The sequence below is a fragment of the Yersinia sp. J1 genome, assembly GCF_050586585.1.
In the GTDB taxonomy this organism is placed as follows: domain Bacteria; phylum Pseudomonadota; class Gammaproteobacteria; order Enterobacterales; family Enterobacteriaceae; genus Yersinia; species Yersinia entomophaga.
Genome location: NZ_JBOBDP010000004.1, coordinates 133,369 through 145,538, shown reverse-complemented (window position 1 = coordinate 145,538; position 12,170 = coordinate 133,369). Strand labels below are relative to the sequence as shown.

Here is a 12,170-nt window from a genome sequence, read left to right as displayed (position 1 = left end):
CTATTCTGCCATCACCTATCTTTCATGCCTTAAACCTCATGTTTATTAAGCTATTGCGATCCACCATTATTGGGCTGATTGTTGCCGGTATATTACTGGCTGCGCTGCCCGTTTTGCGTTCGCCCGGTTACCTGTTCGCCGGAAAAGCAGAGAGCACAGATAGTGAAGTTCCCGTTAGCTACAACCTTGGGGTGCGCAGAGCCGCGCCTGCGGTAGTCAATGTGTACAACCGCAGCATGGGTGCCACCGCTCAGGACGGTCTGGCCATTCGCACTCTGGGTTCTGGCGTGATCATGAGTGACAAGGGCTATATTCTTACCAACAAGCACGTGGTGAATAACGCTGAGCAGATTATTGTGGCTCTGCAAGATGGGCGCGTGTCCGAAGCCTTGCTGGTTGGCTCCGACAATATGACCGATCTGGCCGTGCTAAAAATCGATGCGGGCAATTTGCCGGTTATACCGATTAATAACCACAGAATCCCACATGTTGGCGATGTGGTTCTTGCCATAGGTAACCCTTATAACCTAGGGCAAACAATTACTCAGGGCATTATCAGCGCGACTGGACGCATAGGTTTAAGCTCATCCGGTCGACAAAACTTCCTGCAAACTGATGCATCGATCAATCAGGGAAACTCGGGGGGCGCGCTGGTCAACTCTCTCGGCGAATTGGTGGGAATTAATACGTTATCTTTCGATAAAAGTAACAATGGCGAAACGCCGGAAGGCATTGGCTTCGCAATTCCTACCGTTTTAGCCACTAAAGTAATGGAAAAACTGATTCGCGATGGGCGAGTCATTCGTGGCTTTATCGGCATTACCGGCGGCGATTATCCGCCGTTCCACGCCAATACCCGCAATGCTTCCTCTAATCTGGAGCGCATTCACGGTATTAAAGTGAATCAGGTTTCGCCTAACGGCCCAGCGGCGGCGGCAAATATGCAGGTCGGTGATATTATCCTTAGCGTGAATAACAAACCGGCAATCTCTGCAGTAGAAACCATGGATCAGGTAGCCGAAGTCCGTCCTGGCACCACTATTCCCGTGGTTATTCTGCGCAATGGCGAACAAATCACCCTGAACTTAACTATCAGTGAATATCCAGACAGCTGATGGGATGAAATAATCTGAGTTACAGGCAAAAAAAGCCGGCCAGTTGAGAAACCTGACCGGCTTTTTTATATCTGGGTTCGGTTAAATCTGGCATGACTACATACCTGCCAGATTAAATCTCAGTTAGCTAAGCCGCAGCAAAGCTTACTCCCCTTGCACTCGTTCGATGTTGGCACCCAACGCACGCAGTTTGTCTTCAATACGCTCGTATCCGCGATCGATGTGATAGATACGGTCAACGATAGTTACGCCATCAGCGATACAACCCGCCAATACCAAGCTGGCTGAAGCCCGCAGGTCTGTTGCCATAACCTGCGCGCCAGAGAGCTGTTTAACGCCATGGCAAATCACGGTGTTGCTTTCTATTTCTGCACGAGCGCCCATACGAATCAATTCCGGAACGTGCATAAAGCGGTTTTCGAAGATAGTTTCGGTAATCACGCCAGTACCTTCGGCAACCAGATTCAGCAGGCTGAACTGCGCTTGCATATCCGTCGGGAAACCTGGATGCGGCGAGGTACGCAAAGTCACGGCCTTAGGACGTTCACCGTGCATATCCAGACTAATCCAGTCCTCACCTACTTCAATATCCGCGCCGGCTTCACGCAGTTTCGCCAATACCGCATCCAGAGTATCCGGACGGGTTTTGCGACACACAACTTTACCGCCAGAAATCGCCGCAGCCACCAGGAAAGTACCGGTTTCGATACGATCCGGCAGTACGCGATAAACGCCGCCGCCCAAACGCGCCACGCCTTCGATTGTGATGCGGTCAGTGCCTGCGCCGGTAATTTTTGCACCCAACGTGTTCAGGAAGTTCGCAGTATCGACGATTTCCGGTTCGCGGGCTGCGTTTTCAATAATCGTGGTGCCTTCAGCCAGTGTCGCCGCACTCATAATGGTGACGGTCGCGCCAACGCTGACCTTATCCATAACGATGTGAGCGCCTTTCAGGCGACCGTCAACGGAGGCTTTAACGTAGCCTTCTTCCAGTTTGATTTCAGCGCCAAGCTGTTCCAAACCAGAGATATGCAGGTCAACCGGACGAGCACCGATAGCGCAGCCGCCTGGTAAAGAAACCTGACCGCGACCAAAACGCGCAACCAAAGGCCCTAACGCCCAAATGGAGGCGCGCATGGTTTTCACCAGATCGTAAGGCGCGCAGAATACATCAACCCCGCTGGCATCAACAAAAATCGAGCCATTACGCTCAATTTTAGTACCCAGTTGGCTCAGTAATTTAATAGTGGTATCGATGTCCTTCAGATGAGGAACATTCTGTAATTCCACCGGTTCTTCGGCCAACAACGCGGCAAACATAATTGGCAGGGCAGCGTTTTTAGCGCCGGAAATAGTGACTTCACCACTTAGGCGAGTCCGCCCCTGCACACGAAATTTCTCCATTTGACTACTCTCTGTTGTCAGATTCGATGTCGCTGTTCGCCGTAGCCAACAGCATTAAAAGCCGTTAAGTTTGCGATCCCGCTGCCACTCTTGAGGCGTATAAGCTTTGATCGATAAAGCATGAATGCGGTTATCAGCGATGTATTCCATCAAAGGCGCATACACAGCCTGCTGTTTCTTCACGCGGCTCATATCGGCAAATAACTCACCGACAGCAATCACCTGAAAATGACTACCGTCGCCGGTCACGTGTGCTTCCTGTAGTGCCAATGCGTTCATCAGCACATCTTTAATTTCGTTGGTATCCATAATATTCATTCTATTTTCAGAGGATCATAATCAGTCAAACATAGTAGATGAATACGGCGAGCTCTTAAACTAAAGAAAAGCCCCTGTGTCGTAAGTTACGTACAGGGGCCAGAATGCCGTTATGCTCAACTAAGGTCGTGCGACGCGCTAAGTTGCCGCCGTGACTGGAATTATTTCCTGTAAATTGTATAACGTAATCAGCGTCGCCAAACGATCGCTGACGCCTGAAATTTTCAGCTCGACGCCTCGCTGATGCAACGCTTCACGTAAATGAACCAGCAACGCCAAACCTGAAGAGTCAACACGCTGTAACTGCGCCACATTCAGGCAAGTTTTATCCGCCAGCAAAGCGTTCCGCTGCTGCCACAATGGCAGCAAGGTTTCACGATCCAGATCCCCAATCAGCCACAGCGTGCTGCCTTGGGATTCCCAGCGAAGCTCATCTGCCATAATTATTTTTGATCCAACGTAATAGGCTGTTTGGCGGCGATTAACAATTGCTTAGTCAAACCGTCTACACCCTGAGTGCGCAAAATCGATGCCCATTCATTCTGCTTGGTGCTGATCATGCTGACGCCTTCCGCAATCATGTCAAAGGCTTGCCAGTGACCAGTTTGACTATTTTTACGCCATTGGAAATCCAAACGCACCGGAGGTCGTCCATTGGGGTCCAAAATGGTGACGCGGATAGCGATAATATTAGCATCACCCAGCGGGTGTTCTGGCGCAATTTGGTAAGTTTGACCGTGATATAAAGCCAATGCCTGGCCGTAGGCCTGTTCCAGATATTGGCCAAAAGCGTTGAAATAGGCTTCGCGCTGAGCTGGCGTGGCGCTTTTGTAATAAGTGCCTAGCACTAAGGCTCCGGCGTATTTAATCTGCACGAACGGCATCAGTTCTTCATGAACGATGGTGCGCAGATAATCTGGATTCTGCTTAATTTTAGGCTGTTCGTTTTTCAGACGAGTGAAAGTTTTTTGCGCTGCATCGTCCATCAGACGATAAGGGTTGGTTTGATCCACGGCATTTGCCAACGGTGCCACCACCAACAGTGCGACCATTAATAAACGTTTAAACATTCAAATGCCCTCTTAATGAATTTGAGCCGCGGGAGGAGTAGAACCCCCTGCCGGTGCAGTTTCAGGTGTTTCCTGATTATTACCGCCGCTTTTGTACAGGAACTGGCCGATTAAATCTTCCAGAACCAATGCAGATTTGGTGTCCTGAATGGTGCCACCCTCTTTCAAAATACTGGTGCCCATTTCCGGATCTTCAAAACCCACGTTTAACGCCAGATATTGTTCGCCCAATAAACCTGAGGTACGAATCGCTAAAGAGCTGGTATCAGGAATTCGGTTATATTGATCCTCTATATCAATCGCAACTCGCGGACTGTAATTTTTGGTATCAAGAGTAATATCGGCCACCCGTCCTACCACTACACCACCAATTTTAACCGGTGAACTGGCTTTCAGGCCGCCAATATTATCAAAAGTGGCATATATCCGGTAAGTAGGCTGATTGCCAACAGATTTAATATCCGCCACTTTCAGGCATAAAAAGATGATTGCCGCTAAGGCAATCACGATAAATAGGCCCACCCAGACTTCAGTTTTCTTCGTTTGCATCGACTCAATTCCCAAACATCAGTGCTGTCAGCACAAAATCTAATCCCAGTACCGCCAGTGATGAATGCACCACGGTACGGGTCGTTGCCCGGCTAATCCCTTCTGATGTTGGGATTGCATCATACCCATTGAACAGCGCAATCCAGGTCACGGTAATGGCAAATACCAGACTCTTGATCAGGCAATTCAGTAAATCTGTACGCCAATCAACCGCGCCCTGCATGGCTGACCAGAAGAAGCCGCTATCGATACCTTTCCAGTCCACGCCAACCACGGAGCCACCCCAGATACCGACTGCGACAAAAATTGCCGTCAGCAGAGGCATACTGATTAAACCGGCCCAAAAGCGGGGCGCAACAACCCGGCGCAATGGATCGATAGCCATCATTTCCAGACTGGAGATTTGCTCGGTGGCTTTCATCAGGCCGATTTCTGCGGTCAGCGCAGAACCGGCTCGCCCGGCGAACAATAACGCCGTCACCACCGGTCCTAGCTCACGTAGCAAGGACAGTGAGACCATCATGCCCAGACTGGCTTCTGCGCTATAGGTGGTCAGAATCAGATAGCCTTGCAAGCCCAGCACCATGCCGATAAAGAGGCCAGAAACGACAATAATCAGCAGGGATTGTACCCCCACGCTATAAAGCTGCTTTACCAGTAGCGGTAACTGCTTGCGCGGTTGCGGGCAACCAATTATGGCGTTGAACAACATCAATCCCGCTCGCCCGAACGTAGCGCAAATATTAATACCTTTGCGGCCTACGGACGCTAACGTCTGTACTAACATGAACACTCCATCAGCCTAATAGCTCGGTTTTATAATCGCCCGCCGGGAAACGGAATGGTACCGGCCCGTCAGCGATGCCATCCAGGAATTGACGCACCCGAGGATCGCTATTGGTTTGTAACTGCTTCGGCGTTCCTTCAGCAATAACATGCTGATCGGCAACGATATAGGCATAATCCGCGATGCTAAGCACTTCTGGCACATCGTGAGAAACCACGACGCAGGTTACGCCCAACGCATGATTCAGCTCATCAATCAGCTTAACCAATACCCCCATAGTGATTGGGTCCTGCCCGACAAAAGGCTCATCAAACATGATGAGTTCAGGATCCAATGCAATAGCCCGCGCCAGCGCCGCACGACGAGCCATACCGCCCGAAAGCTCGGCCGGCATAAGATTTGCCGCACCGCGCAGCCCCACGGCTTCCAGCTTCATCATCACCGTGCTGTGTAGCAGTTCTTCCGGTAGATGACCATGTTCGCGCAGCGGAAAAGCCACGTTTTCAAACACCGTCAAATCGGTAAACAAAGCTCCAGACTGGAACAACATGCTCATTTTTTTACGCACGTCATACAGGCGATGTCTGGAAAGTGATGGAATATTATCGCCATCAAACCAGATTTCACCGGCGTCCGGAGTTAGCTGCCCGCCAATCAAACGCAGCAGCGTGGTTTTTCCTATACCCGACGGCCCCATAATAGCGGTGACTTTGCCCTTAGGTACGGTCATGTTGATATCTGTAAAAATAGGGCGCTCTCCGCGGGTAAAACTCATCCTACGGATCTCAATCAGATTAGACACCGGCTGATTCATGCTTATTTATCCCTTCAGGCCGTTTATTACCTATTTAACCGCCAATGCTACAGTAAATGGAGTCAATAGGTGTAACGCGTAGCATTCTTACAACTTATTTGCGCTTTTTCGTAGCCAAAGTGGCCATAAGTTTTACTTTTCCGACGCCCACAGTCAAAATTAGTGCATTAAGAGAATGAGAGCGAAAGCTCAAACAAATGCCCTTTCGCCAACGGACCGGGGATTATACCCAATAAGGACTCTGCATGTTTCTTGCGATAGCATTATTAATCGTTGGCTTGGTTTTATTGGTGTACGGCGCGGATCGCCTGGTGTACGGCGCCGCCGTTTTGTCCCGCTCGTTAGGTGTTCCACCGTTAATTATCGGTATGACCATTGTCGGCATCGGCACCTCTCTACCTGAATTGATTGTTTCAGTTACCGCCGCACTCAATAACCAAACCGATATGGCCGTGGGTAACGTTATCGGCTCAAACATTACCAATTTGCTGCTGATTATTGGCGGAGCCGCGTTTATTCGCCCGCTGACGGTAAGATCAGAAATTCTGCAACGAGAACTCCCGTTAATGTTGGTGGTCACTGTTCTGTGCGGCTTTGTGCTATCTAACAATTATCTTAGCCAATGGGATGGGGTTATTTTACTGACTGCCGCCGCCGCTTTTATCACCCTGATGTTGAAGATTGCCCGTCTGGCGCACAATGAAGGTAACGATATTCTTACCCGCGAGCAATTATCAGAATTGCCTCAGGACAGCAGTAATACCGTGGCCTGTCTGTGGCTGGTGCTGGCGTTTATTATATTACCGCTTTCCGCCAAAATTGTGGTTGATAATGCCACGGTGATTGCCCGCTTCTTTGGGCTGAGTGAGTTAGTCATTGGTTTAACAGTGATTGCCATCGGCACCAGCCTGCCAGAATTGGCGACTTCTATAGCCGGCGCACTAAAAGGCGAGGATGATATGGCCATCGGTAATATCATCGGCTCCAATATTTTTAATATCGTGATCGTATTGGGCGTACCGGCGTTATTGTCTCCGGGTGCAATTAATCCGGAAGCTTTCCAGCGAGATTACTGGGTAATGCTGGTTGTAAGCGTCATATTTACCCTACTTTGCCTTGGGCGAAAACAACGAATCGGTCATCTGGCCGGCGCTCTGTTATTATGTGGCTTTATCGCGTACCTTGCGGTGCTATTTTTCGCCCCTTTCAGCGCAGTATTATAAAACGAGCGGGAACTGAGTATGTCGAACGTTGCTTTGCATCCGGATGTAGATTTTCAACAGGCCGGTAAACAGGTATTACAGATCGAACGTGATGGCCTGGCCGAACTTGATCAATATATTAATGAAGATTTCGCTCGCGCCTGCGAGAAAATGTTCCATTGTCAGGGCAAGATCGTCGTGATGGGCATGGGGAAATCTGGCCACATCGGTTGCAAAATTGCGGCCACCTTCGCCAGTACCGGTTCACCGGCCTTCTTTGTACATCCGGGGGAAGCTAGCCACGGCGATTTGGGAATGGTAACACCGCAGGATATCGTGCTGGCCATTTCTAATTCCGGCGAATCCAACGAGATTCTGGCATTGATTCCGGTGTTGAAACGTCAACGCATTCCATTGATCTGTATGACGAACAATCCAAACAGCACCATGGGCAAGGCCGCAGATATTCATTTATGCATCAAAGTGCCGCAGGAAGCCTGCCCACTGGGTCTGGCGCCAACCACCAGCACTACCGCGACCTTGGTGATGGGCGATGCATTAGCCGTCGCGCTGCTGAAAGCCCGTGGCTTTACTCAGGAAGACTTCGCGCTGTCCCATCCCGGCGGCGCACTGGGGCGTAAACTACTCTTGCGCATCAGCGATATCATGCACACTGGCGATGATATTCCCCACGTCAGTCCCGATGCTTCGCTGCGTGATGCATTATTAGAGATCACTCGGAAGAATCTTGGTTTAACCGTTATCTGTAACGACTTGATGAAGATCGAGGGTATCTTTACCGACGGCGACTTACGCCGCGTATTTGATATGGGTATCGACCTGAATAACGCCAAAATTGCCGATGTAATGACCCGCGGCGGCGTTCGGGTACGCCCGAATATTCTGGCGGTTGATGCGCTAAATCTGATGGAATCACGTCATATCACCGCGCTATTAGTGGCTGACGGTGACCAATTATTGGGCGTGGTTCATATGCATGACATGCTGAGAGCAGGCGTCGTATAAAGGATATGGAATGAGTAACACTGAGTATGCGGACACTTGCTACGGGCCGGTAACCGCAGATGTAATGCAAAGAGCGGCCAAAATCCGGCTGCTGATTTGCGACGTGGACGGCGTGATGTCCGACGGCCTGATTTTTATGGGCAACGATGGCGAAGAGCTGAAAAGCTTTAATGTCCGCGATGGTTATGGCATCCGCTGCCTGCTCACCTCTGGGATTGAAGTGGCCATTATCACCGGCCGTTCAGCAAAGTTACTGGAAGACCGAGCTAAAACCTTGGGGATTACTCATCTTTACCAAGGGCAACCCAATAAGCTTTTGGCCTATGGTGAACTGTTAGATACACTCTCCTGTCAGCCTGAGGAAGTCGCGTACATCGGTGACGACCTGATTGACTGGCCGGTGATGGCACAGGTTGGTTTATCCGTAGCGGTGGCAGATGCCCACCCTCTGCTGCTACCTAAAGCACATTATGTTACGCGGATAAACGGCGGGCGCGGTGCAGTGCGTGAATTATGCGATTTAATACTGCTCGCGCAGGATAAGCTGGAAGGTGCCGAAGGGTTGTCGATATGAGTAAAACAAAATTTTGGATCACGCTAATACTGGCGTTGATTACGCTGTCGCTGATTGGCTGGAACTTTTCCGGATTTAATCAGAAAGATCAGAATATTCCAGTCGACGATAATGAACCGACCTACCAAAGTCAGCATACGGTGACGGTAGTTTATAATCCGGTCGGTAAACTCAATTACAAACTGGTGGCGGAAGATGTTAAAAATTACACCACCAAAGAGGTGACCTGGTTTACCAAACCGGTCATGACCATGTTTGATGAAAATGCCGTAGCGACTTGGTCAGTCCGCGCCGATCGCGCCAAACTGACCGATGACAGAATGCTGTATTTATACGGTAATGTGGTCGTGGACAGTTTAACCACCACTTCGCAATTGCAGAAAATCAAAACCGATAATGCGCAGGTTAATTTGATCACTCAGGATGTATCCTCAGACGATGAAGTTACCCTTTATGGCATTGGGTTTACATCTAACGGCATGAAAATGCGTGGGAATTTGCGGAACAAAACCGCCGAGCTGATTGAAAAGGTTAAAACCTATTATGAAATCCAAAAATAAAATGCGTCACCTCCTGATTGCCAGCTCGCTTTTGGTCGCAAGCGTTCCGGCTCTGGCATTAACCGGCGATACCGATCAGCCAATTAATATTACGTCGGATAAACAAGCTCTGGACATGACCGGTAATACCGCCACTTTCACGGACAATGTGATCGTGAAGCAAGGTAGTATCGAAATTAAAGCCGATAAAATGGTTATTACTCGTCCCGGCGGCGATCAAAGTAAAACGGTGATCGAAGGTTTTGGTAATCCGGTGACTTTCTATCAAATGCAGGACAACGGGAAACCGGTAAAAGGCCACGGCCAGAAACTGCGTTATGAAGTGGCCAAAGAATTCGTTATTTTGACCGGTAATGCCTATCTGGAACAGCTGGATAGCAATATCAAAGGTGACAAAATCACCTACCTGGTGAAAGAGCAGCAAATGGAAGCCTTCAGTGATAAAGGCAAGCGAGTCACCACCGTGCTATTACCATCCCAGTTACAAGACAAAGGCCCAAACGCTAACGGCCAAAAGAAGAGTAAGTAAAAACTTATGGCAACATTAATCGCAGAAAAGCTGGCTAAGGCTTACAAAGGCCGTAAAGTGGTCGAAGACGTTAGCCTGAAAGTGAATTCCGGTGAGATCGTTGGCCTGCTGGGCCCAAACGGTGCCGGTAAAACCACCACTTTCTATATGGTTGTCGGTATCGTTCAACGGGACGCCGGGCGTATCGTGATTGATGAAGAAGATATCAGTCTGCTGCCGTTGCATGAACGCGCTCGTCGCGGGATTGGCTATCTGCCGCAGGAGGCCTCTATCTTCCGCCGCCTGAGCGTCTATAACAACCTGATGGCCGTGCTGGAAATTCGCAACGACTTGTCCGGCGAACAACGTAAAGAGCGTGCTGAAGAGCTGATGGAAGAATTTCATATCACCCATCTGCGCGACAGCCTAGGGCAATCTCTTTCCGGTGGTGAACGTCGCCGTGTGGAAATCGCCCGCGCGCTGGCAGCTAATCCAAAATTCATCCTGCTGGATGAGCCTTTTGCCGGCGTCGATCCTATTTCCGTGATTGATATCAAGAAGATTATCGAGCATCTGCGTGACAGTGGCCTTGGCGTACTGATTACCGACCATAACGTGCGGGAAACGCTGGACGTTTGTGAACGAGCCTATATCGTCAGCCAGGGGCACTTAATCGCCCACGGCACGCCGCAAGAAATTCTGGCGGATGAGCAGGTTAAGCGCGTCTATTTAGGCGAAGAATTCCGCCTTTGATGTTTGTTTTTTTGGTTCGTGATTCACTAAGGGAAATCGCCGTAATCCTATGAAGCAAGGTTTGCAACTCAGGTTCAGCCAACAGCTGGCCATGACCCCCCAACTCCAACAGGCTATCCGTTTGTTGCAGCTCTCTACGCTTGAGCTTCAGCAGGAGATTCAGTTGGCGCTGGAAAGCAACCCGCTGCTTGAGCAAACGGATGTCCACGAAGAAGTCGACGCCAAAGAGGTTGAGGAGCGGGACGATCTGGATACCCGCGAAGCCCTTGAACAAAAGGATATGCCGGAAGAACTGCCGTTAGACGCGACTTGGGATGAAATTTATACCGCCGGTACGCCTTCAGGTATGGGTAATGATTACAGCGACGATGAACTGCCGGTTTATCAGGGTGAAACGACCCAGTCTCTGCAAGATTACCTGATGTGGCAGGTGGAACTGACGCCGTTTTCCGATACCGATAGCGCCATCGCGACCTCCATCGTCGATGCGGTGGATAACACTGGCTATCTCACCGTGCCGCTGGAAGATATTCTGGAAAGCATGGGTGATGAAAGCCTGACGCTAGAAGAAGTGGAAGCGGTGCTAAAGCGCATCCAGCATTTTGATCCTATTGGCGTAGCGGCGCGCAATCTACGGGAATGTCTGTTGGTTCAGCTCTCTCAGTATGCAAAAGAGACGCCTTATCTGAACGAAGCCAAGTTGATCGTCAGCGATTATCTGGATTTGTTAGGTAACCATGATTTCCGCACGATGATCCGCTTAAGTCGCTTAAAAGAAGATACACTTAAAGAAGCGATCGCGCTGATTCAGTCTTTGGATCCGCGCCCCGGCCAGTCGATCAATACCGGTGAGTCCGAGTATGTGATTCCTGACGTTCTCGTACGCAAAGAACGCAGCGGTTGGACGGTAGAACTGAACGCGGACAGCATTCCGCGCCTGAAAATCAATCAGCAGTATGCCGCCATGGGTGGCAGCGCGCGTAATGACAGCGACGGTCAGTTTATTCGCAGTAATCTGCAAGAGGCAAAATGGCTGATTAAAAGCCTGGAAAGCCGCAACGAAACGCTGCTTAAAGTAGCGCGTTGTATTGTCGAACAGCAGATTGAGTTCTTTGAAAACGGTGAAGAACATATGAAACCCATGGTACTGGCGGATATCGCGCAGGCCGTGGATATGCATGAATCGACGATTTCCCGCGTGACTACGCAGAAGTTCCTGCACAGCCCACGGGGTATTTTCGAGCTAAAGTATTTTTTCTCCAGCCATGTGAATACCGAAAGCGGAGGCGAAGCCTCTTCTACGGCGATCCGGGCATTGGTGAAGAAGTTGGTGGCGGCAGAAAACCCTGCCAAACCACTGAGCGACAGCAAGCTAACCACCCTGCTTTGCGAGCAAGGCATTATGGTGGCGCGGCGAACCGTTGCGAAATACCGAGAGTCGTTATCCATCCCGCCGTCCAATCAACGTAAACAGTTGGTTTGACCCGAAC

General features: G+C 50.0%; 15 protein-coding genes. 8 read left to right on the top strand and 7 right to left on the bottom strand.

All coding sequences use genetic code 11. The annotated features are described in order from the left end of the window. Positions 1–38: 38 nt before the first annotated feature. A complete protein-coding gene (gene degS / locus ACQ4OC_RS09145) occupies positions 39–1,115 on the top strand; it encodes an outer membrane-stress sensor serine endopeptidase DegS (protein ID WP_064515342.1) in 1,077 nt (358 codons plus the stop codon). A 144-nt stretch (positions 1,116–1,259) separates the two neighbouring features. On the opposite strand, the gene murA is transcribed toward degS, so the two are convergent. From murA to mlaF, 7 genes are all read right to left on the bottom strand, one after another. Continuing rightward, positions 1,260–2,519, bottom strand: a complete 1,260-nt coding sequence (murA, locus tag ACQ4OC_RS09140) for a UDP-N-acetylglucosamine 1-carboxyvinyltransferase (protein WP_064515344.1) — start codon at positions 2,517–2,519, stop codon at positions 1,260–1,262. Positions 2,520–2,573: 54 nt separating this feature from the next. Beyond that, positions 2,574–2,828 carry a BolA family iron metabolism protein IbaG gene (ibaG, locus tag ACQ4OC_RS09135; RefSeq protein ID WP_025381593.1) on the bottom strand — a complete coding sequence of 85 codons (255 nt, stop codon included), beginning with the start codon at positions 2,826–2,828 and terminating at the stop codon, positions 2,574–2,576. A 147-nt stretch (positions 2,829–2,975) separates the two neighbouring features. After that, complete coding sequence (mlaB, locus tag ACQ4OC_RS09130; RefSeq protein WP_064515346.1) at positions 2,976–3,278, bottom strand: lipid asymmetry maintenance protein MlaB; 303 nt, start codon at positions 3,276–3,278, stop codon at positions 2,976–2,978. Between the two features lie 2 nt (positions 3,279–3,280). Then, a complete protein-coding gene (gene mlaC / locus ACQ4OC_RS09125; protein ID WP_064515348.1) occupies positions 3,281–3,907 on the bottom strand; it encodes a phospholipid-binding protein MlaC in 627 nt (208 codons plus the stop codon). Positions 3,908–3,919: 12 nt separating this feature from the next. Further along, the gene (gene mlaD / locus ACQ4OC_RS09120; RefSeq protein ID WP_064515350.1) at positions 3,920–4,456 is read right to left on the bottom strand and encodes an outer membrane lipid asymmetry maintenance protein MlaD; all 537 of its coding nucleotides are present in this window, start codon (positions 4,454–4,456) and stop codon (positions 3,920–3,922) included. 4 nt (positions 4,457–4,460) lie between these two features. Continuing rightward, the gene (gene mlaE, locus ACQ4OC_RS09115; RefSeq protein ID WP_064515352.1) at positions 4,461–5,243 is read right to left on the bottom strand and encodes a lipid asymmetry maintenance ABC transporter permease subunit MlaE; all 783 of its coding nucleotides are present in this window, start codon (positions 5,241–5,243) and stop codon (positions 4,461–4,463) included. Between the two features lie 10 nt (positions 5,244–5,253). Next, positions 5,254–6,057: a phospholipid ABC transporter ATP-binding protein MlaF gene (gene mlaF / locus ACQ4OC_RS09110; protein ID WP_064515354.1), complete on the bottom strand. Its 804-nt coding sequence runs from the start codon at positions 6,055–6,057 to the stop codon at positions 5,254–5,256. A 245-nt stretch (positions 6,058–6,302) separates the two neighbouring features. Between mlaF and ACQ4OC_RS09105 the strand changes: the two genes are divergently transcribed. Genes ACQ4OC_RS09105 through rpoN form a run of 7 tightly spaced genes read left to right on the top strand, consistent with a single transcriptional unit; the run spans position 6,303 to position 12,163 of the window. Further along, positions 6,303–7,280, top strand: a complete 978-nt coding sequence (locus ACQ4OC_RS09105) for a calcium/sodium antiporter (RefSeq protein ID WP_064515356.1) — start codon at positions 6,303–6,305, stop codon at positions 7,278–7,280. Between the two features lie 18 nt (positions 7,281–7,298). Then, positions 7,299–8,285, top strand: coding sequence for an arabinose-5-phosphate isomerase KdsD (gene kdsD, locus ACQ4OC_RS09100; protein WP_064515358.1), 987 nt, complete (start codon positions 7,299–7,301; stop codon positions 8,283–8,285). A 10-nt stretch (positions 8,286–8,295) separates the two neighbouring features. Further along, positions 8,296–8,859, top strand: a complete 564-nt coding sequence (kdsC, locus tag ACQ4OC_RS09095) for a 3-deoxy-manno-octulosonate-8-phosphatase KdsC (protein ID WP_064515360.1) — start codon at positions 8,296–8,298, stop codon at positions 8,857–8,859. Next, positions 8,856–9,419, top strand: a complete 564-nt coding sequence (lptC, locus tag ACQ4OC_RS09090) for an LPS export ABC transporter periplasmic protein LptC (protein WP_049597901.1) — start codon at positions 8,856–8,858, stop codon at positions 9,417–9,419. Before kdsC ends, lptC begins: the two co-directional genes overlap by 4 nt. After that, the gene (gene lptA, locus ACQ4OC_RS09085; RefSeq protein WP_064515362.1) at positions 9,403–9,948 is read left to right on the top strand and encodes a lipopolysaccharide ABC transporter substrate-binding protein LptA; all 546 of its coding nucleotides are present in this window, start codon (positions 9,403–9,405) and stop codon (positions 9,946–9,948) included. The genes lptC and lptA overlap by 17 nt, the downstream gene beginning before the upstream one ends. A gap of 6 nt (positions 9,949–9,954) precedes the next feature. Then, entirely contained in the window at positions 9,955–10,680 is a 726-nt protein-coding gene (lptB, locus tag ACQ4OC_RS09080; protein WP_064515364.1) for an LPS export ABC transporter ATP-binding protein, read from the top strand. A gap of 49 nt (positions 10,681–10,729) precedes the next feature. Continuing rightward, complete coding sequence (gene rpoN / locus ACQ4OC_RS09075; RefSeq protein WP_064515366.1) at positions 10,730–12,163, top strand: RNA polymerase factor sigma-54; 1,434 nt, start codon at positions 10,730–10,732, stop codon at positions 12,161–12,163. Positions 12,164–12,170 lie beyond the last annotated feature (7 nt).

What these genes read in the sequence shown, in the direction of transcription:
- degS (WP_064515342.1), top strand. Translation starts at nt 39, where the DNA reads ATGTTTATTAAGCTATTGCGATCCACCATTATTGGGCTGATTGTTGCC.
- murA (WP_064515344.1), bottom strand. Translation starts at nt 2,519, where the DNA reads ATGGAGAAATTTCGTGTGCAGGGGCGGACTCGCCTAAGTGGTGAAGTC.
- ibaG (WP_025381593.1), bottom strand. Translation starts at nt 2,828, where the DNA reads ATGGATACCAACGAAATTAAAGATGTGCTGATGAACGCATTGGCACTA.
- mlaB (WP_064515346.1), bottom strand. Translation starts at nt 3,278, where the DNA reads ATGGCAGATGAGCTTCGCTGGGAATCCCAAGGCAGCACGCTGTGGCTG.
- mlaC (WP_064515348.1), bottom strand. Translation starts at nt 3,907, where the DNA reads ATGTTTAAACGTTTATTAATGGTCGCACTGTTGGTGGTGGCACCGTTG.
- mlaD (WP_064515350.1), bottom strand. Translation starts at nt 4,456, where the DNA reads ATGCAAACGAAGAAAACTGAAGTCTGGGTGGGCCTATTTATCGTGATT.
- mlaE (WP_064515352.1), bottom strand. Translation starts at nt 5,243, where the DNA reads ATGTTAGTACAGACGTTAGCGTCCGTAGGCCGCAAAGGTATTAATATT.
- mlaF (WP_064515354.1), bottom strand. Translation starts at nt 6,057, where the DNA reads ATGAATCAGCCGGTGTCTAATCTGATTGAGATCCGTAGGATGAGTTTT.
- ACQ4OC_RS09105 (WP_064515356.1), top strand. Translation starts at nt 6,303, where the DNA reads ATGTTTCTTGCGATAGCATTATTAATCGTTGGCTTGGTTTTATTGGTG.
- kdsD (WP_064515358.1), top strand. Translation starts at nt 7,299, where the DNA reads ATGTCGAACGTTGCTTTGCATCCGGATGTAGATTTTCAACAGGCCGGT.
- kdsC (WP_064515360.1), top strand. Translation starts at nt 8,296, where the DNA reads ATGAGTAACACTGAGTATGCGGACACTTGCTACGGGCCGGTAACCGCA.
- lptC (WP_049597901.1), top strand. Translation starts at nt 8,856, where the DNA reads ATGAGTAAAACAAAATTTTGGATCACGCTAATACTGGCGTTGATTACG.
- lptA (WP_064515362.1), top strand. Translation starts at nt 9,403, where the DNA reads ATGAAATCCAAAAATAAAATGCGTCACCTCCTGATTGCCAGCTCGCTT.
- lptB (WP_064515364.1), top strand. Translation starts at nt 9,955, where the DNA reads ATGGCAACATTAATCGCAGAAAAGCTGGCTAAGGCTTACAAAGGCCGT.
- rpoN (WP_064515366.1), top strand. Translation starts at nt 10,730, where the DNA reads ATGAAGCAAGGTTTGCAACTCAGGTTCAGCCAACAGCTGGCCATGACC.